The sequence below is a fragment of the Arthrobacter sp. 10N418 genome, from assembly GCF_056394725.1.
Genome location: NZ_JBFTIK010000005.1, coordinates 30,898 through 47,090, shown reverse-complemented (window position 1 = coordinate 47,090; position 16,193 = coordinate 30,898). Strand labels below are relative to the sequence as shown.

Annotated in this window: 15 protein-coding genes; 3 read left to right on the top strand and 12 right to left on the bottom strand. The window is 67.8% G+C overall.

All coding sequences use genetic code 11. The annotated features are described in order from the left end of the window. Positions 1–149: 149 nt before the first annotated feature. The 5 genes from AC1DCZ_RS05380 to AC1DCZ_RS05360 form a co-directional block, all read right to left on the bottom strand. The gene (locus tag AC1DCZ_RS05380) at positions 150–470 is read right to left on the bottom strand and encodes a DUF3039 domain-containing protein (protein WP_476973670.1); all 321 of its coding nucleotides are present in this window, start codon (positions 468–470) and stop codon (positions 150–152) included. Between the two features lie 60 nt (positions 471–530). Continuing rightward, the gene (gene nagB, locus AC1DCZ_RS05375; protein WP_476973669.1) at positions 531–1,313 is read right to left on the bottom strand and encodes a glucosamine-6-phosphate deaminase; all 783 of its coding nucleotides are present in this window, start codon (positions 1,311–1,313) and stop codon (positions 531–533) included. Positions 1,314–1,459: 146 nt separating this feature from the next. After that, positions 1,460–2,560 carry an NADH:flavin oxidoreductase/NADH oxidase gene (locus tag AC1DCZ_RS05370; RefSeq protein WP_476973668.1) on the bottom strand — a complete coding sequence of 367 codons (1,101 nt, stop codon included), beginning with the start codon at positions 2,558–2,560 and terminating at the stop codon, positions 1,460–1,462. Next, the gene (locus AC1DCZ_RS05365) at positions 2,560–3,573 is read right to left on the bottom strand and encodes a co-chaperone YbbN (RefSeq protein WP_476973667.1); all 1,014 of its coding nucleotides are present in this window, start codon (positions 3,571–3,573) and stop codon (positions 2,560–2,562) included. The genes AC1DCZ_RS05370 and AC1DCZ_RS05365 overlap by 1 nt, the downstream gene beginning before the upstream one ends. A 184-nt stretch (positions 3,574–3,757) precedes the next feature. Beyond that, a complete protein-coding gene (locus AC1DCZ_RS05360) occupies positions 3,758–5,551 on the bottom strand; it encodes a hypothetical protein (protein WP_476973666.1) in 1,794 nt (597 codons plus the stop codon). 318 nt (positions 5,552–5,869) lie between these two features. On the opposite strand from AC1DCZ_RS05360, the gene AC1DCZ_RS05355 reads away from it, so the two are divergent. Next, positions 5,870–7,042, top strand: a complete 1,173-nt coding sequence (locus AC1DCZ_RS05355) for an AI-2E family transporter (RefSeq protein WP_476973783.1) — start codon at positions 5,870–5,872, stop codon at positions 7,040–7,042. A 111-nt stretch (positions 7,043–7,153) separates the two neighbouring features. Here AC1DCZ_RS05355 and AC1DCZ_RS05350 read toward each other — a convergent pair whose 3' ends face one another. Both AC1DCZ_RS05350 and AC1DCZ_RS05345 read right to left on the bottom strand, forming a co-directional pair. Next, positions 7,154–7,969 carry an alpha/beta hydrolase gene (locus AC1DCZ_RS05350; RefSeq protein ID WP_476973665.1) on the bottom strand — a complete coding sequence of 272 codons (816 nt, stop codon included), beginning with the start codon at positions 7,967–7,969 and terminating at the stop codon, positions 7,154–7,156. Positions 7,970–7,979: 10 nt separating this feature from the next. After that, positions 7,980–8,453 (bottom strand): ATP/GTP-binding protein, encoded by a 474-nt coding sequence (locus tag AC1DCZ_RS05345; protein ID WP_476973664.1) that lies wholly within the window; start codon positions 8,451–8,453, stop codon positions 7,980–7,982. Between the two features lie 59 nt (positions 8,454–8,512). Here AC1DCZ_RS05345 and nucS point away from each other — a divergent pair, with 59 nt between their 5' ends. Beyond that, on the top strand, positions 8,513–9,208 hold the full coding sequence (gene nucS, locus AC1DCZ_RS05340; RefSeq protein ID WP_476973663.1) for an endonuclease NucS: 696 nt from the start codon (positions 8,513–8,515) through the stop codon (positions 9,206–9,208). 317 nt (positions 9,209–9,525) lie between these two features. Next, complete coding sequence (locus AC1DCZ_RS05335) at positions 9,526–9,729, top strand: cold-shock protein (RefSeq protein WP_024365900.1); 204 nt, start codon at positions 9,526–9,528, stop codon at positions 9,727–9,729. Between the two features lie 180 nt (positions 9,730–9,909). On the opposite strand, the gene AC1DCZ_RS05330 is transcribed toward AC1DCZ_RS05335, so the two are convergent. Genes AC1DCZ_RS05330 through atpD form a run of 5 tightly spaced genes read right to left on the bottom strand, consistent with a single transcriptional unit; the run spans position 9,910 to position 16,161 of the window. Next, the gene (locus AC1DCZ_RS05330) at positions 9,910–12,609 is read right to left on the bottom strand and encodes a bifunctional lysylphosphatidylglycerol flippase/synthetase MprF (RefSeq protein ID WP_476973662.1); all 2,700 of its coding nucleotides are present in this window, start codon (positions 12,607–12,609) and stop codon (positions 9,910–9,912) included. Next, positions 12,606–13,973 (bottom strand): alpha/beta hydrolase, encoded by a 1,368-nt coding sequence (locus AC1DCZ_RS05325; protein WP_476973661.1) that lies wholly within the window; start codon positions 13,971–13,973, stop codon positions 12,606–12,608. The genes AC1DCZ_RS05330 and AC1DCZ_RS05325 overlap by 4 nt, the downstream gene beginning before the upstream one ends. 5 nt (positions 13,974–13,978) lie before the next feature. Continuing rightward, positions 13,979–14,410: a DUF2550 domain-containing protein gene (locus AC1DCZ_RS05320; RefSeq protein WP_476895435.1), complete on the bottom strand. Its 432-nt coding sequence runs from the start codon at positions 14,408–14,410 to the stop codon at positions 13,979–13,981. 10 nt (positions 14,411–14,420) lie between these two features. Further along, positions 14,421–14,705 carry a F0F1 ATP synthase subunit epsilon gene (locus AC1DCZ_RS05315; RefSeq protein ID WP_476895436.1) on the bottom strand — a complete coding sequence of 95 codons (285 nt, stop codon included), beginning with the start codon at positions 14,703–14,705 and terminating at the stop codon, positions 14,421–14,423. A gap of 1 nt (position 14,706) precedes the next feature. Further along, entirely contained in the window at positions 14,707–16,161 is a 1,455-nt protein-coding gene (atpD, locus tag AC1DCZ_RS05310) for a F0F1 ATP synthase subunit beta (RefSeq protein WP_476895437.1), read from the bottom strand. Between the last annotated feature and the right edge of the window lie 32 nt (positions 16,162–16,193).

The window sequence follows — 16,193 nt, the reverse complement described above, 5'->3', positions numbered from 1 at the left end:
CACAAAAACACCAATCTTTTTCGGATGAACCGGAGAGCATGAGCCGGGCCGCCGGGCCAGGAACGGCAGCGCACCCCTTGGGGTGCGCACGCGACAGCGCGGCGGGGGCAAGCGCGGCGGGCGAATGGCGTGACCCGCCGCCCGGGCTGCTATTTGTCGCCGGAACCCTTGCCGCCGCCGTCGCCGCCGGGGCGGAGGCCTTCGTAGACTTCCTTGCATTCGGGACAGACCGGGAACTTCTGGGGATCGCGGCCGGGGGTCCACACTTTGCCGCACAGCGCAATGACGGGCTCGCCGGTCAGCGCGGATTCCATGATCTTTTCCTTGCGCACGTAGTGCGAGAAGCGCTCCCGGTCACCGGGCTCCACTTCCTGCCGCAGTTCCTCGCGCTCGATCGTGGCCGTTGACGTCCCGGCTCCGGAGAGCTCACGCATCGGGACGTTTTCGAGGGGATCGGTCATGCTAGTCATGAGACCTATCTTAGCCGTTCGAGCAGACCCAATAGCGACGGCGGCTACCGGCCGGGCGCGCTAGAGGCCCTGCCAGGTGGGTTTGTTGTCGTAGCTGTGGCGGTAGTAGTCGGCCAGCCGCAGCGACGACGCCGCGGCCTCGTCCAGCAGGACCGTGGCATGCGGATGCAGCTGGAGCACGGACGCCGGGCAGATCGCGGCGACGGGCCCCTCGACCAGGTCCCGTACCGCCTGCGCCTTCTGCGCACCGGTGGCAACAAGGATCACATGGCGGGCGTCCAGGATGGTGCCCAGGCCCTGGGTAAGGACGTGGTGGGGCACCTCGGCCAGGCTTCCAAAGAACCGCGCATTCTCCCGGCGGGTCTGCTCTACCAGCGTCTTGATCCTCGTCCGGGAAGCGAGGGAGGATCCCGGCTCGTTGAAGCCGATGTGGCCGTCCGTGCCGACGCCGAGGATCTGCAGGTCCACACCTCCGGCGTCGCGGATGGCTTCTTCATAGGCCCGGCAGACTGCGGGAATGTCCCCGGCGGTGCCGTCGGGCACGTGGACATTGGCCGGTTCGATGTTCACCCTCTCCGTGAATTCCCGGGCGATAACCTCGCGGTAGGACTGCGGATGCCCGGCCGGAAGCCCGACGTACTCGTCCACGGCGAAGGCTCTCGTCAGGCTGAAGTCCAGGCCGTCGCGCTCGTGCCGCAACGCCAGCTCGCTGTAGATGGGCAACGGCGACGAACCTGTCGCCAGCCCCAGGACGGCGTCGGGCTTGCGCCGGAGCAGGGCCTCGACCGCGTCCGAGGCCAGGCCGGCGATCGGCCTGCTGCCCGGAAGGATGACGACTTCCATGGTCCCTGCCTCTGCTGATCTGCCGTGACGTGGGCGGTTCGTGCTGTGCGCTACTGGCAGGGTATCCCAGCCGGCGCCGTTGCGGACCGTGCCGTCGGACCCGGCCAGCTGTTGACGGCCTGGCGCGCCTCAGGAGTGTACCGGGCCTAGAACGAATGGCGCGGCATCGCCCGTTCGTACTGCGGCGGCCAGGCGAGGTCGTGGCCCAGTTCAAAGGCGGCCCTTAGCCACCAGTGCGGGTCCCGCAGCGCCGCGCGGGCGATGAACACGCCGTCGGCCTGGCCCGTGGCCACTGCGTGCTCGGCCTGGCCGGCCGATGTCAGGAGGCCCACGGTGCCGGTCCGGATCCCGGTTTCGCGCCGGATCCGGGCGGCGAAGCCGGTCTGGTACCCGGGCCCCACGGGAATCTGCTGATGGGCCACGGCACCGCCGCTGGAGACGTCCACAAGATCCACCCCGTGTTCCGCGGCGGCCCGCGCCATCCGGACGGAAGCCTCGGCGTCGATGCCGCCCTCGGCCCAGTCCGACGCGGAGATCCGCAGCAGCAGCGGCATGGAATCGGGGATGACATTCCGGACGGCGTCCACGACGGCGAGGGTCAGCCGGTTCCGGCCGGTTTCGTCCCCGCCCCAGGCGTCGGTGCGGTCGTTGACGAGGGGGCTCTGGAACTGGTGCAGCAGGTAGCCGTGGGCGCCGTGGATCTCAATGGTGTCGAATCCGGCGTCGACGGCGCGGACCGCGGCGGCGGCAAAGTCGGCGATCACGCCGTCGATCTGGGCTTCCGTCATGGCCGCCGGCGGGGCGTAGCCGTCGAAGGCGCCCGTGCCGGGACCCACAGTGGCCCATCCGCCGTCGGACTCCGGGACGGAGCCCTGCTTGCCGGAGAACGGCCAGTACGAGGACGACTTGCGGCCCGCGTGCGCCAACTGGGTACCGATCTTGGTCTCGGCGGTGCCGTGGCGGTGCACGAACGAGGTGATGCGTTCCCAGGCGGCGGCCTGGTCGTCATTGTAGAGGCCGGCGTCCCTGGGGCTGATCCGGCCGGCGGCGTTCACTGCGGCGGCCTCGGTGAGGATAAGCGCCGCTCCCCCGGTCGCGAAGGAACCCAGGTGCATGAGGTGCCAGTCGTTGGGGACGCCCTCCGCGGTCTCCGGCTCGCAGCTGTACTGGCACATCGGCGAGACCCAGCCGCGGTGCTGCAGCCGCAGCGACCGCAGCTCCAGCGGCGCGAAAAGAGCGGACCCCATTAGAAGAGCACCCGGGCGAGTCCCTGGCGGGCTTTGGCGACGCGCTCGTCGCCGGTGCCCACGACGTCGAACAGTTCCAGCAGCCGGACGCGGGCCGTCTCCCGTTCCGGGCCGAAGTTCCGGCCGATGAACGTGACGACCCTGCCCAGGGCATCCTCGATGTGGCCGCCGGCGATGTCGAGGTCTGCGACACCGAGCTGGGCGTCCAGGTTGTCCGGCTCGTCGGCTGCGAGGCGGCGCAAGGCGTCGCCTTCGGGGCCGGAGACCGACTGGAGCCGGTCCATCAGCTCCACCTGGGCGAGTCCGGCCTTGGCTTCGGCGTCTGCCGGCATCTCCAGCAGGGCCTGCCGGTATGCGGCGGCGGCCGCGGCGTAGTCCCCCGCTTCGATGGCCTCATAGGCCTTCTGGTGCAGGGGCGGCAGCGGCGGGGGCTCTGACTCGGCGCTGCCGGGGCCGCCTGCGCCGATCCGCCCGGTGACGCCGTTGGCGGCTGCCACCTTCAGTAGTTCATCGAACAGGCTCCGTACTTGCGGTTCCTCGGCGCCGCCCTGGAAAAGCGGAACGGGCTGGCCCTTCACGACGGCGACGGCTGTCGGCACGGCCTGCACCTGGAAGGCCTGCGCGAGCTGCGGGAAGGCTTCAATATCGGCTGCGCCGAGGACCAGCTGGCCATCGTAGCTTTCCACGATCCGCTCGAGGACGTCCATCAGCTGGCTCGAGCCCGGCGAATAGGCGGCCCAGAGTCCAATCACCACCGGCACCTGGGCGGAGAGTTCCACGAGCTCCTGGAAGTTCGCCTCGGTCACCTCCACGCGCAGGGGACGGCCGGGGTGTTCGGCAGCTCCGGGAGCGGCGTCCGGCGCGGGGAAAGCCGGGTCCCCCGCGGGCGGCGACGCCTGCGGTGCCGACGGCGGCGCGGGGCGCTGCTTGAGGGAGGAGAGGTCGACGGCGCCCCGCAGGTTAAGCGGGTTGGCGGCAGCTGGCGGGACCGGGCGGGAAGCTGGCGAAGTCATAGCTCCACTCTAGCCACTCCTGCCCCGGCCGGTGCTACCCCGGTCCGCCGGGCTGGGGCCGGGGTGGGGCCCCGGTGCGGGGCCCGGGCGTTGCCCCGGTGCTGGCCCCGCTCCCCCGGACGAAAGAAAGACCGGGCCGATTCGGCCCGGTCTTCCTTCGATGTGTCCTGCTGTGGCGCGTGTGCTACTTGAAACTGGCCCCTACCAGGCCGCGGGTGGCGGCCACCAACTTCATCGGGTCCTTGGACCCCGCCGGTGGGACGTACACGGCCATCGACTCGGCGAAGGTCAGCACCATGCCGGTGCTGGTCTCCTTGCCGCCCGCCAGGGCAGCAGCGTCGTCGCCGATCGTCAGCTTGTCGCCGGCGGCCTTGGGCGTGCCGTCAAAGGCGAAGTTCAGGCGGCCCAGGACCAGGGCCCCTCCGTCGGCCGTCCGGAAGACGACGGTGTTCTCGGGCGCCACTTTGTGGGTGAAGGCGAACGTGCCGTTCACGCCGGAGCTGACGGCATCAGCCTGGTACGCCAAGGTGTCCGCAATGTAAGGGGAGGACTGACCCTCCACAAGCTTGTCCTTGAACGCGGAGTCAGCCGTGGTCAGGCGGTCGGCCAGTCCGGCCAGTGCTTCCTCGCCGCTGTAGAGCAGGCCGGATTTGTCCGAGGGCGCAAGGGTCTCCGTGCCGCCCCGGCCGATGCCCGGGAACGTCGCCCCCGGCTGCAGGGGCGTGCTGCCCACGAGCTTGTAGTTCTCCCGCGGGGAGTCCTGCCTCAGGGTGAGCAGCTGCGGGACGACGTTACCCTCGCCCTGGGTCACGGCCATGACCGACCGCGGCCAGCTGCGCTTGTTGGTGACCACAGTGGTCAGGAGCTTCGTGGCACGGACAGGCATCCGGGCCTCGTAGGAGCCGACCTGCGAGCGGATCTTGTAGTTTTGCGTGCGCACGTCGAGCTCGGACTGCGCCACCCGGGGCTGGAGCTTGCCGGCATCCTTGGCGGCGTCCCCGGCGTCAACCGCGCCGGCAACCTGTTCCAGGATGCGGCGGAACTGGGCGTCGATCAGGACGGGGGCGTCGGGCGCTTTGTCTGAGGCGGGCGCCGCGGAGGCCGACGGCGAGGCCGACGACGAGGCGCTTGGTGAGGGGGCCGGAGTCTGGCTGGCCTGCGCGGCGACCCCGGTGCCGGCGACGGCGGTAGCCGTCAACGCCGCAACCAGGGCGCTTGTCCGCCGGACCTGCCGGGACACGGTGTTCGGCTGGGGCGTCGTGCCACCGGATTCCTTGGCCTGGGTGCGTGCTGCCGCCTTGGCCTGCGCACGGCGGGCAAACATGCTGCCGAGCGGGCGGCCCGTGCCGCCGGCTCCGCCTTTGCCGCCGGACCGCCGGTTGAGGACCAGCAGCGCGCCGCCGGCCAGGATCAGGAGCGCGCCCACAACCATGAACGGTATCGCCCACGGCGTGGACGTGTCGTTCGGGAACGTCATCGTAATTGACGCCGGGGCGGGCTTGGTGCCGTCCGCCGCGAGCAGGAGGGACCAGTCGCCGTCGGCGGGCGGGTTCCAGGTGTAGTTCATTTCGCCGCTGGCGTTCTCGGTGGTGACCCAAAGGTCGGAACCGGCGGGCGAGGGCGCAGTGGCCTCGCCGTCGGTATGCGTCAACTGCAGCGCCTTGTGGTCCTCGGACACGCCGGCAACGGTGTTGTGGGCGGTCTTGCCGACCCACGCGTCGACGTCGTCCGGACGTCCGGCGGCCAGCATGAAAGCGCCGTCTCCCTTGACATTGATCTTGACGGTGCCGCTGTGCATCGTGCGCAGCTTCTCGTCGAAAACTGTCAGCGGGGCGGCCGTGGTGCCAGCGGGGGCCGTTGCCGTGACGCTTTCCGGCGGAGCCCAGAATGTCTTCTGGCCGATTCCGGCCAGCAGTGTCAGGAGGCCGAGCAGCACTAATGCAACTGCAGTCTTGAAACGCAAAATATTACCTATCATCAGCGGACACTTAGCTTCAATAGTAACCATTTTGTTACCCGCGAGTCAGATCGGGCGCTTTGTCAACCCCCCGGCCGGGAACCCCGCGGGCGGCCAAAGCCCCAGCTGGCAAGCCTGCTGATAGTGTTTGCGGTGATCATCACACCCGGGCCGCCCGTGTGGCGCCGCACAGAATAAAGGGCTTTCAACGCAGTGACTGAACGAACGGATTCGTCCCCCTCAGGACGGGAAGAAGCCCAGGAATCCGCCAGCCAGGAACGCGGTGCCCCGGCAGGAATCTCGAACCGCCGGGCAGCCGCCGCGGGGGTCCTGATCGCCATGGCCCGCCGCCTGCGGCAGCCCATTCCCGGCGCCCAGCCGCGGCTCCGCTTCGAGATGCCACCCGAGCACGAGGCAGCCGCTGCCACCGAAGAGGACGGAACCTCCGCACGCTTTGGAGACCCCGGACCCCGGATGTCGGCCCAGCACCCGCTCTACGTCGGCTTCATGGGGACCGTTGGCGTAGGGGTGGCCCTGCTCGTCTACTGGATCGGCTCGAACACGACCCAGTTGCTCCTGTGGATCGTGGCAGCCCTCTTCATCGCCCTGGGGCTGGATCCGGTGGTGCGGTGGCTGGAAGGCAAGAATGTCCCCCGCGCGGCCGGGATCGTCCTCGCCGTCGCCACCCTGACGCTCGCCGTGGCCGGGTTCTTCGCCACGCTCATCCCGACGATCGTGCAGCAGGTGACCCAGATCGTCCAGCAGGCGCCCCGCTGGATCCAGGACTTCATTGACTCGGACTTCTTCCGCACCGTTGACAGCCAGTTCGGCGTGCGGGACCGCATCACCCAGGAGCTCGGGAAGTTCGTTAACAACCCGGAGGCCATGGGCGGCATCTTCGGCGGCGTCGTCGGCTTCGGCTCGACGGTGGCGAACGGGCTCTTCGGCGCACTGATCGTGCTCGTACTGAGCCTGTACTTCCTGGCCGCCCTGCCCGCCATGAAGAAATGGGGCTACAGGCTCGCCCCCCGGTCCCGCCGTGCCCGGGTCGAGGCCCTGGCCGAGGAAATCACCGGCTCGGTCGGCAACTACGTCATCGGCCAGGCCGTCGTGGCCCTGCTGAACGCGACGTTCGCCTTCATCGTGATGTCCATTGTCGGCGTTCCCTTTGCCGTGCTGCTCGCCTTCGTGGTGGCCCTACTCGCGTTCATCCCGCTCGTCGGCGGCATGATTGCCGGCGTCGTCGTGACGCTCATTGCACTGACGGCCGGCTGGCAGACGGCCGTCGTCTACGCCATCTGCTATTTCGCCTACCTCCAGTTCGAGGCCTACTTCATCTCGCCGCGCATCATGCAGAAAGCCGTCGCGGTGCCGGGCGCCGTCGCTGTCATCTCGGTCATCGCCGGCGGCAGCCTGCTCGGGGTGCTTGGCGCGCTGATCGCCATCCCCACCGCCGCGGCGATCCTGCTGCTCATCAAGGAAATCTTCATCGTGCGCCAGGACAACCACTGACCCGGTCCCCCGTGAGGGTTAACGCCCCGTTTTCGGACAGCCGCTGCGTGGATCCCCGCAGCGGCTGTCTTTTTTCGTAGCGGATTTCCGGATCCGCCGCGGCCGTTCCGGTTAGGCGTGCGCCGTGGCGACAGGCCCGTCCCACTCCTGGGCAAGCGCCGAACCTTCGGTCCGGCCGGGGATGACCTCGTCCACGATCTCGTTGAGCACCCGGGCAGCGTACTTCTCCCCCACCCAGAGGTGCTTGGCGCCGTCGACCCCCACCACGACCGCTTGCGGCACGAGGCTGAACCTCTCCGCGGCGGCGGCCGGCTGCAGGTAGTCGTCGTGCTCGGGGACGAGCACCTTCAGCGGTTTGCCGGCCGCGGCCCACTCTTTGAGGTGCACGTCCGTGGCGCGGTGCAGCGGCGGCGAAAGCAGGATGGCCCCTTCAACCTCGGACGCCACAGGCTCGGATGCGCCGTACATCAGCGCAAGCTCGGTGCCGAAGGACCAGCCGACGAGCCAGCGGTTCGGCAGGCCGCGGTCCACGGCGAACTGCACGGCCGCCTCCACGTCGAGCCGTTCGCCGACGCCCTCCTCGAACTCGCCGCTGCTGGTTCCGCGCGGGGAGGACGTGCCCCGGGTGTTGAAGCGGAGGACGGCGATTCCGGCGAGGGCCGGCAGACGGTATGACGCCTTGCGGTAGACGTGCGAGTCCATGAAGCCGCCGTGCGTGGGCAGCGGATGCAAGGTGATGAGGGTCGCCGTGATCTCGCCGGACTCCGGAAGTGCGAGTTCGCCGACGAGCCGGTGCCCGTCACTCGTGCGAAGTTCCACGTTCTCGCGGTGGGCGGGAAGCACAGTGGATGCGCGGATCGCGGAGGGCACGCCGGGCTGGGTAAAAACGTACGACGCCGGGTCGAAAGTCCTGCGGTCAGAAGTCATGCCCTCAAGCTTAGCGATACCGGTACCTGCGCGAGGTCCAGCAGTTGGAATGCCAGTGCCGGCGCTCCGCCAAGCCGGCGGCGGCGCCGAAGAGATGGTCTTCGGACCACACCACCAGGTGGGCCACCCCGGGCATCACCGCCGTCGAGCACCCGGGGCAGATGTAGGTCTTCTCCGCCCTGCTGGCCGTGATGGAGCGGACAATCCAGTTGCCGTCCGGGGCGCTTTCCCTGCGCGCAATGCCGGTGCGGGCCCGCTCGAGGTCCGGCTCCGGCACCGGGCCGCGCCTGGCTCCGGGCTTTGCTGCCTTTCCGGCCCCGGCTTTTCCGGCCCCGGCTTTTCCGGCCCCGGCTTTTCCGGCCCCGGCTTTTCCGGCCCCGGCTTTTCCGGCCCCGGCTTTTCCGGCCCCGGCTTTTCCGGACCCTGCTTTTCCGGACCCTGCTTTTCCGGACACGGGGCGGCGGGGTCGGTTGGAGCGGGGCATGCCTCCATTCTGCCCCAGTCCGGCTGCCGCCCGCTCCCCCAGACGGTACAGTTGACCGGGTGCGTTTAGTCATAGCCCGTTGCTCCGTTGATTATGTCGGCCGGCTCAAAGCCCATCTCCCGCTGGCCACCCGGCTCCTGCTCGTGAAAGCCGACGGCTCCGTGCTGGTCCATTCGGACGGCGGTTCCTACAAGCCGTTGAACTGGATGAGCCCGCCGGCCTCCCTGCGCGTCTCGACCCCGGATGAGATCGAGGTCGAAGTCGGCGTGATCGAACAGTGGACAGTCCAGTCCGCAAAGACCGATGACCGGCTCATCATCAACATCCATGAGCAGCTGCACGACACCTCCCATGAGCTGGGCCAGGATCCCGGCCTCATCAAGGACGGGGTGGAAGCGGATTTGCAGCGCCTCCTCGCCGAACAGATCGAGCTCCTGGGCAGCGGCTTTTCGTTGATCCGCCGCGAATACTTCACGGCGATCGGCCCAGTCGACATCCTTGCCCGGGACGCCAACGGCGCCACCGTGGCCATCGAGCTCAAACGCCGGGGCGACATCGACGGCGTCGAGCAGCTCACACGGTACCTTGAACTGCTCAACCGTGACCCGCTGCTGGCGCCGGTACGCGGAATCTTCGCAGCACAGCAGATCAAGCCGCAGGCCAAGGTCCTTGCCAACGACCGCGGGATCGCCTGCGTCACCCTCGATTACGATGCCATGCGTGGCGTGGATGACAGCGAATCCCGGCTCTTCTGACAATTTGGCATTCCGGGTTCTGCAAACGCGGGCTCCGCTTTTCACCACAATGCGCGGCCGCGGACGCTTTCGAGTTCTTTGCACAAAATTTATGTAATTCTGCCGTGCGGCCGTTGACCTGACGCAAGTGTCATGAAATTCTTATACGAGTCTTTGTGTAGGTGTTTTTTCATGCTCGCAAGACATGTTGCGAGCGTGAAGCTCCTGCCGCCCAAGCCCGTCAATCCGGGCCCACAGCCAAGGTTCTTCTCGCAGAGTGACCAAGCCCGGCACGCAGTGTGCCGAGCTTTATCAAGATCCACAATGAGGAGAAACAAATGGCTCAGGGAACCGTCAAGTGGTTCAACGCAGAAAAGGGCTTCGGCTTCATCACCCCGGATGACTCCGATGGCGATGTCTTCGTTCACTACTCCGAGATCCAGACCGGTGGCTTCAAGACCCTCGACGAGAACGCCCGCGTTCAGTTCGAGATCGGCCAGGGCGCCAAGGGCCCCCAGGCCACCGGCGTGACGCTGGTCTAGTCTCCCGCGTGGGAACTGCCTGAGGCAGTTCCGGCACAATGAGTACGAGCACGGAAATGATCCCCGGCACTAATGCCGGGGATCATTTTTTTGTGTTCGCGCCGCCGGTTCGGCCGCCGTCCCGCCACGGCCGACACGTGCCTTATGGAAGGAACCTGACGGGAAGAACCGGACAGCGCGTCAGCCCACGAGGGTCCGCAGGAGCCGCGCACTCTGCCGCACCGACAGTCCGGGAAGGTACGCCCTGCTCAGGGCCCGTCCCATGGCGGGCAGTTGCAACGGGTCCTGGTAGTACAGGTAGAGCGTCCGGTAGTCGGGCTTGAAACGGGACTTGAAGGTGGCCAGTGACTGGAACCCGTAGACGGGTTCCAGCGCCCTGCCCACCACGTCCAGGATTCCCGCCAGCCCCTCCGGCCCGGCGTCGGGCGGCCCGTCGTGATCATCGTCGGCATCGCCGTTGCCGGCGGCACGGCCGCCCCCCGCGGTGTCCGCGTTGTCTCCGGCGGTGGCCCGCGGGTTGTCCCCGGCCAGGTCCCCTGCGTCGTCAGCACCGGAGGCCGATCCGCCCGCTTCGCCGGCGGAGTCCTCGGCCCGGCCCTTGGCGAGCGGCGAGCCGGACAGGGAGATGACCTCCACTGTCTGCTTGAGTTCCCGCACCGCGGACGCAATCAGGAATTCCATGACGCCCGGGAAGGCGTCCGCGCGCCTGCGCATGAAGTCCAGCGTCCAGCTCACCAGCCGGCCGCCGTCGAAGACCGGGAGCCAGCTCGTGACGCCCTGCACGCGCCCCTCGGCGTCCACCGCCAGGCAGCAGAGCACTTCGTCGTCGTCGAGCTCGTCAATACTCCCCAGCGTGAACCCCATTTCCGGCACGGGTTTCCGGGCCGCCCATTCCTCGGAGACCTCACTTAGCTGGGCCCGCAACGGCGCGGGAAGCCCGCTGTAGCGTCCCCACACGGCCCGCACACCGGTCTTCGCCGCACGGTTCAGGGCGGTGCGGACGTTCTGCCACTCCTTGCCCTTGAATTCGAGTTCCCGGACGGCGAGCCTGGTCTCCTGGGCCACCGCAACCCGCCGGAAGCCTCGGGCCTGGAGCATCGGCCACAGCTCGTCGGTGCAGGAGTAGAAGCACGGGATGAGGGCGTGCTCGGCGCAGTACCGCATGAACCCTTCCGCAGTGTCCTCATGGAATGCGGCGGAACCGAACGGGCCGGCCAGGGTCAGCGCCACATTTCCGTGCTGCTGGTAGGCCACCCCGCCCCGACGGTCGGCCGTGAACCAGAACTTGTTCGGCTCCCACAGTGCCATCCAGGACAGCGAGTCGCCGCCTTGACGGATCAGCGCGCGCGCCACCTCCCGGTCCCCCGAGCCGACCTCCGTGCGGTGCAGCCGGCGCAGCAGCACCAGCCACACGGCGGCGAGGGCAATAACCCAGAAGATGATCCCCGCGTAGGCGAACAAGAACGCTTCGACGGCGTCGCGGTACTGGAAAATACGGCTGTAGACGCCGGGAATCGGCAACGGCAGGTACTGCCTTGCCAGTTCCGCGACGAGTCCGAGCGGGCCGCCGTCGCGGTCCATCCCGCCGTCAGCAAGCCAGACCGCGGCGTAGCTGCCGGCCAGCACCAGCCAGGTCCCGCCGACGACGAGCCCCAGGTTCCGCCGGGACCGCGGGGCCGTTTCCACCCGGAACTGCCGCCGGTTTGCCCAGAGCAGCACCACGAGCAGCAGCGGCACCGCCACGAGCGGGAGGATATGGACAAAGCCGGACCCCATCACGGCGGTCTGGGGCCTGGTGGGGTAATGCGGAATCCGGGCGAACAGGGCCAGGTAGACGGCCGCCAAGGCCGTCACGGCCAGCTGGACGATGATGGCGATCCGCAGTGCCAGGCGCCGGCCATGGCGCATGCCGTCTGCGCAAATCAGCAGGAGCACCACGGGGACGATCGCGAGCGCGAGTCCCAGCGGCCCGGCGAAACCCGCCCTGCCCGCTTCCAGGCAGCTGACATCCACGGTGCCGCCGCAGTTCTGCTCCAGCTGGCTCAGGGTCGGCAGCGGATTCAGCACGACGTCCCGCAGCAGGGCAAGCGGTCCCGTGGGGCTCCTGACCGCGGCGGTGAGGATAGGCCCGACGGCGAAGATCGCCACCGTCAGGGCCAGCAGGTTGCGGGTTTCGCGCCCTGTCGAGCGGTGACGGTGAAGCGTCCCCCGGTCCCCCTGGATCCACCAGCCCGCCGCCAGTCCGGCCAGGGCCCCGGTCAGCCCGACGACGGTCTCCGGGTGGCCGACGTACAGCACCAGCAGCAGGGTCACGGAGACTCCGGCGGTGCGGAGCCGTCGCTGCCACAGGGTGGGCAGGAGTCCGCTGGCGGCCAGGGTCACGGCGACGACGGCTGCATAGGGACCGATCAGCCTGGCGTCCACCATCAGGCCAAGCCAGCCGTCGCCCGCGTAGCGGGCCACCTGGGTCAGCAACAGGAACACCGTCACGGCGGCGAACTGTCCAGCGAAGTAGAACACGGCAGTGCGCAGCGTGCCCAGGTGCCGCTCGGCGAGGCCGAGCAGCAGCAGGATCATGAGCGCGGCCGCCAGGTAGGCGAACGGGTTGGTCGCGAAGAACATCGAGGTGAACAGGGACCACCAGTGGCCTGCCTTCAGGCCGGGGGCACTGACGGAGACGACGTCCAGCAGGGAGTCCGGCGGCCCGGAGAGGAAACTGCCCGTGGCCGCGCCGGTGGCGAGGAAGACGCCAAGGACCGCCAGCGTGAAGGGCACGGCGCGGAAGTGGCGCAGGGCCCGGCGCACGGCCTGCCGCCAGACGCCCAGGAGGGAGGCGCCCTGGATAGCGGGCCGGCGCCGGGACGCCATGGCAGCCCTCATGGCCTGATGCCCCAACGTTTGGCAAGGAAGTCCAGGCCCCCGGGCAATCCATTGGACGCGGTCTCCCAGGAATGGCCGGCATTGGCGATCCGGCGGGCTTCGACGGTGAATCCGGACTTCCGAGCCGCGTCCGACAGCAGGTCCATGTACCCGATGAACTCGGGGTCGCGCTCACCGGCGCCGAAGTAGATCCCGTGCCCGTCGAAACGATGCTCTTTCAGGAGCTGCAGCGGTGTCAGCCGCTCGAACGCGGCCGTGTCACCGCCGAACGAGGCCTGGATGGTCTTGTCCCGCTCCTTGGCAAGGGCCGGTTCCTTCTCGCTCGAGAACGCCAGCGCGGCGCTGTAGACGTCCGGGTGCCGCGTCACCATCTGCATGGCACAGGTGGCTCCGAAGGAGAAGCCGCCCGCGGCCCATTGCCGCGGATCCGGGTCGACGTCAAGCGTTCGTTTGATCCAGTCCGGCACGTCCCTGGAGAGAAAGGTGTCCGCCTGCGCAATGCGGCTGTCCATGCACAGGGTGTTGCCGCCGGCCGAGCCGTTCGGGTCAACCACCACCACTACCGGTGCCACACCGGCATGCTGCGAGGCGAACCGGTCAAGATGGCTCCGGAGGGCGCCGCCGACCAGCCAGTCGGCCGGGCTGCCCGGCTGGCCGGAGAAGAGCACCAGCACCGGCAGCGCGGGTCTCCGGACGGACTGGTAGGCCGGCGGAAGATAGATGTACGCGTCGCGGCCGTGGAAGCCGGAGCGGGTGCCGGGGATCGCGGCCTTGCGGATGACGCCGTCGGGAAGATCTCCAGACTGGGTCCATCCGGTGAGGCTTGTGGCGGGCGAATCCCCTGCCTGGCGCTGCAGCCCCCGGCCGAGCGGCTGGATCCGCGCCACGGCGGTTCCCGTCAGGTCACTGACGGTATGGTTCAGGCCGAAGTAGACGTTGATCTGGGCCGCGGAGAGCACGAGGACGCCCAGCAGCGCACCGGTGCCGATTGCGGTGTCGCGCCAACGGTGCAGGACCCGCTGGCTTGCCTCCGGTATGCGTGAGAGAAAGGGCTTCCGCCCCCAGATGCTGTGCAGGCGCAGCAGCCACAGCAGCATGGCCGCGACGCCGGGGACTGACCAGAGCAGGGTCTCCCACGGGAGCTCCTCGGGGAAGACCGAGAGGACGTAGATCAGCAGCAGGTGCACACCCGCGACCACGGCCGCGGCGAGCAGGCTCACGCAAGAGAGCACCACGGTGGTCGTCCCGACCGCATGCTTCCGGCTGCTGCGCCACAGGAGGTAGCCGAGTCCCGCCGCGCCGGCCGCCCAGGCAATCCAGACCACCGGGCCGTCCACCAAGCGGATGTCTTCAATGAAGTCCACCGGCACTAGCGCCAGGTGCCGACGCCGACGACCGGCCCGGCCTCAAGCCAGGAGGACAGGCCCGTGTAGGCGTCGAACCTCATCGCCAGAAGGACGTCCTGGCCTTCGTAGCGGAGCTCCACGATCACGGCGTCAGGCTGGACTTTGACGAGTTCGGACTCGGTGGGCTTGCGCCGCCCGGTCAGCTCCAGTGAACTGCGCCGGAAGGTGTGCTTGGGGCGCATGCTGAGCGAAACGAGGCGGAACCACTCGAGGTCGTTGTCCTGATAACGGCAAACCCCCATCTGCCAGCTGTTTCCAGCCATGCAAATGGAGGCGTCCACCGTGCCGAGGGCGCGCCGCAGATTGACGCGGCGCACCCCCGAGAGGCACAGTGCAAAAACCAGCAGCGCAAAGAGCGTTGCCAGGACGATGAACGGCGAACCAATATCGTTCATCAAGGTCGGGCTAGCGGATCCCCGCGACAGCCGCATCGCCCATTTGGGCGTTGTCGGCAACAATGACCACCCTGTTGTTGTCGACGGAGAAGAATCCGCCGTCAACGGTTACAGCAATGCGGTCACCGGACACCGGCTCAATCGCCAGTTCGCCTTCGGCCAGAATCGCCAGCAGGGGCGAGTGGCCGGGCAGGATTCCGATTTCACCATCGCTGGTGCGGGCCTTGACCATCTTGGCCGCTCCGGACCACACGAAGTGATCCGCTGCGACAATCTCAACCTCAAGCTCAGCCATATTACTTGGTCTGTTCCTGGATCTTGGCCCACTGCCGCTCGACGTCATCCAGGCCGCCGACGTTGAAGAACGCCTGCTCAGCAATGTGGTCGAGATCGCCGTCGCAGATGGCGGTGAAGCCTTCAACCGTGTCCTTGATGGTCACGGTGGAGCCTTCGACGCCGGTGAACTGCTTGGCAGTGTAGGTGTTCTGCGAGAGGAACTGCTGGATGCGGCGTGCCCGCGAGACAACGATCTTGTCTTCCTCAGAGAGCTCGTCAACGCCGAGGATGGCGATGATGTCCTGAAGTTCCTTGTTCTTCTGCAGGATCTGCTTGACGCGGACGGCCGTGCTGTAGTGGTCATGGCCGATGTACTGCGGATCCAGGATGCGCGAGGTCGACGTCAGCGGGTCAACGGCCGGGTACAGACCACGGGAAGCGATTTCACGGGAAAGTTCCGTGGTCGCGTCCAGGTGTGCAAAGGTCGTGGCCGGAGCCGGGTCGGTGTAGTCATCTGCGGGAACGTAGATGGCCTGCATCGAGGTGATGGAGTGGCCCTTGGTGGACGTGATGCGCTCCTGGAGGAGACCCATCTCGTCTGCCAGGTTGGGCTGGTAACCCACGGCCGACGGCATGCGGCCGAGGAGGGTGGAGACCTCGGAACCTGCCTGGGTGAAGCGGAAGATGTTGTCGATAAAGAGCAGCACGTCCTGGTTCTGCACATCGCGGAAGTACTCCGCCATGGTCAGTGCCGACAGGGCCACGCGCAAACGCGTTCCCGGCGGTTCATCCATCTGGCCGAAGACAAGGGCGGTGTCCTTGAGGACGCCGGCCTCTTCCATTTCGACCCAGAGGTCGTTACCTTCACGGGTACGCTCGCCGACACCGGCGAACACCGAGGTGCCGCCGAAGTTGCGGGCAACACGGGTGATCATTTCCTGGATCAGCACGGTCTTGCCGACGCCGGCACCACCGAACAGGCCGATCTTGCCGCCCTTGATGTACGGGGTGAGAAGGTCGATGACCTTGATGCCGGTTTCCATCATCTCGGTGGAACCCTCAAGCGTCGCGAAGGCCGGGGCCTTGCGGTGGATGGGCCAGCGCTCGGTGATTTCGAGTTCGGCCTCAGTCACGTCAAGCGGCTGTCCCAGGACGTTGAAGATGTGTCCCTTGACGACGTCGCCGACGGGCACGGAGATGGGGGCGCCGGTGTCCACCACAGCGGTACCGCGGACGAGTCCGTCGGTGGCCTGCAGGGAGATGGCGCGAATGACGTTATCGCCGAGGTGCAGGGCAACCTCGAACGTGATGGTCTTGGTCTCACCGTTGAGAGTAATCTCGGTGGTGAGTGCGTTGTAAATCGAGGGGATTGCGTCAGCCGGGAATTCGACGTCGACAACCGGGCCAATAACACGTGCAATACGGCCGGTAGCACCGGTCGTCGCGGCTACGTGTTCGGTAGCAGTGGCAGTCATCTCTCTCACTTCACTCAGTAGATGGCGTTGGG

Coding starts and splice junctions, on each gene's coding strand:
- AC1DCZ_RS05380 (WP_476973670.1), bottom strand. CDS start 470: ATGACTAGCATGACCGATCCCCTCGAAAACGTCCCGATGCGTGAGCTC.
- nagB (WP_476973669.1), bottom strand. CDS start 1,313: ATGGAAGTCGTCATCCTTCCGGGCAGCAGGCCGATCGCCGGCCTGGCC.
- AC1DCZ_RS05370 (WP_476973668.1), bottom strand. CDS start 2,560: ATGGGGTCCGCTCTTTTCGCGCCGCTGGAGCTGCGGTCGCTGCGGCTG.
- AC1DCZ_RS05365 (WP_476973667.1), bottom strand. CDS start 3,573: ATGACTTCGCCAGCTTCCCGCCCGGTCCCGCCAGCTGCCGCCAACCCG.
- AC1DCZ_RS05360 (WP_476973666.1), bottom strand. CDS start 5,551: ATGATAGGTAATATTTTGCGTTTCAAGACTGCAGTTGCATTAGTGCTG.
- AC1DCZ_RS05355 (WP_476973783.1), top strand. CDS start 5,870: ATGGCCCGCCGCCTGCGGCAGCCCATTCCCGGCGCCCAGCCGCGGCTC.
- AC1DCZ_RS05350 (WP_476973665.1), bottom strand. CDS start 7,969: ATGACTTCTGACCGCAGGACTTTCGACCCGGCGTCGTACGTTTTTACC.
- AC1DCZ_RS05345 (WP_476973664.1), bottom strand. CDS start 8,453: ATGCCCCGCTCCAACCGACCCCGCCGCCCCGTGTCCGGAAAAGCAGGG.
- AC1DCZ_RS05335 (WP_024365900.1), top strand. CDS start 9,526: ATGGCTCAGGGAACCGTCAAGTGGTTCAACGCAGAAAAGGGCTTCGGC.
- AC1DCZ_RS05330 (WP_476973662.1), bottom strand. CDS start 12,609: ATGAGGGCTGCCATGGCGTCCCGGCGCCGGCCCGCTATCCAGGGCGCC.
- AC1DCZ_RS05320 (WP_476895435.1), bottom strand. CDS start 14,410: ATGAACGATATTGGTTCGCCGTTCATCGTCCTGGCAACGCTCTTTGCG.
- AC1DCZ_RS05315 (WP_476895436.1), bottom strand. CDS start 14,705: ATGGCTGAGCTTGAGGTTGAGATTGTCGCAGCGGATCACTTCGTGTGG.
- atpD (WP_476895437.1), bottom strand. CDS start 16,161: ATGACTGCCACTGCTACCGAACACGTAGCCGCGACGACCGGTGCTACC.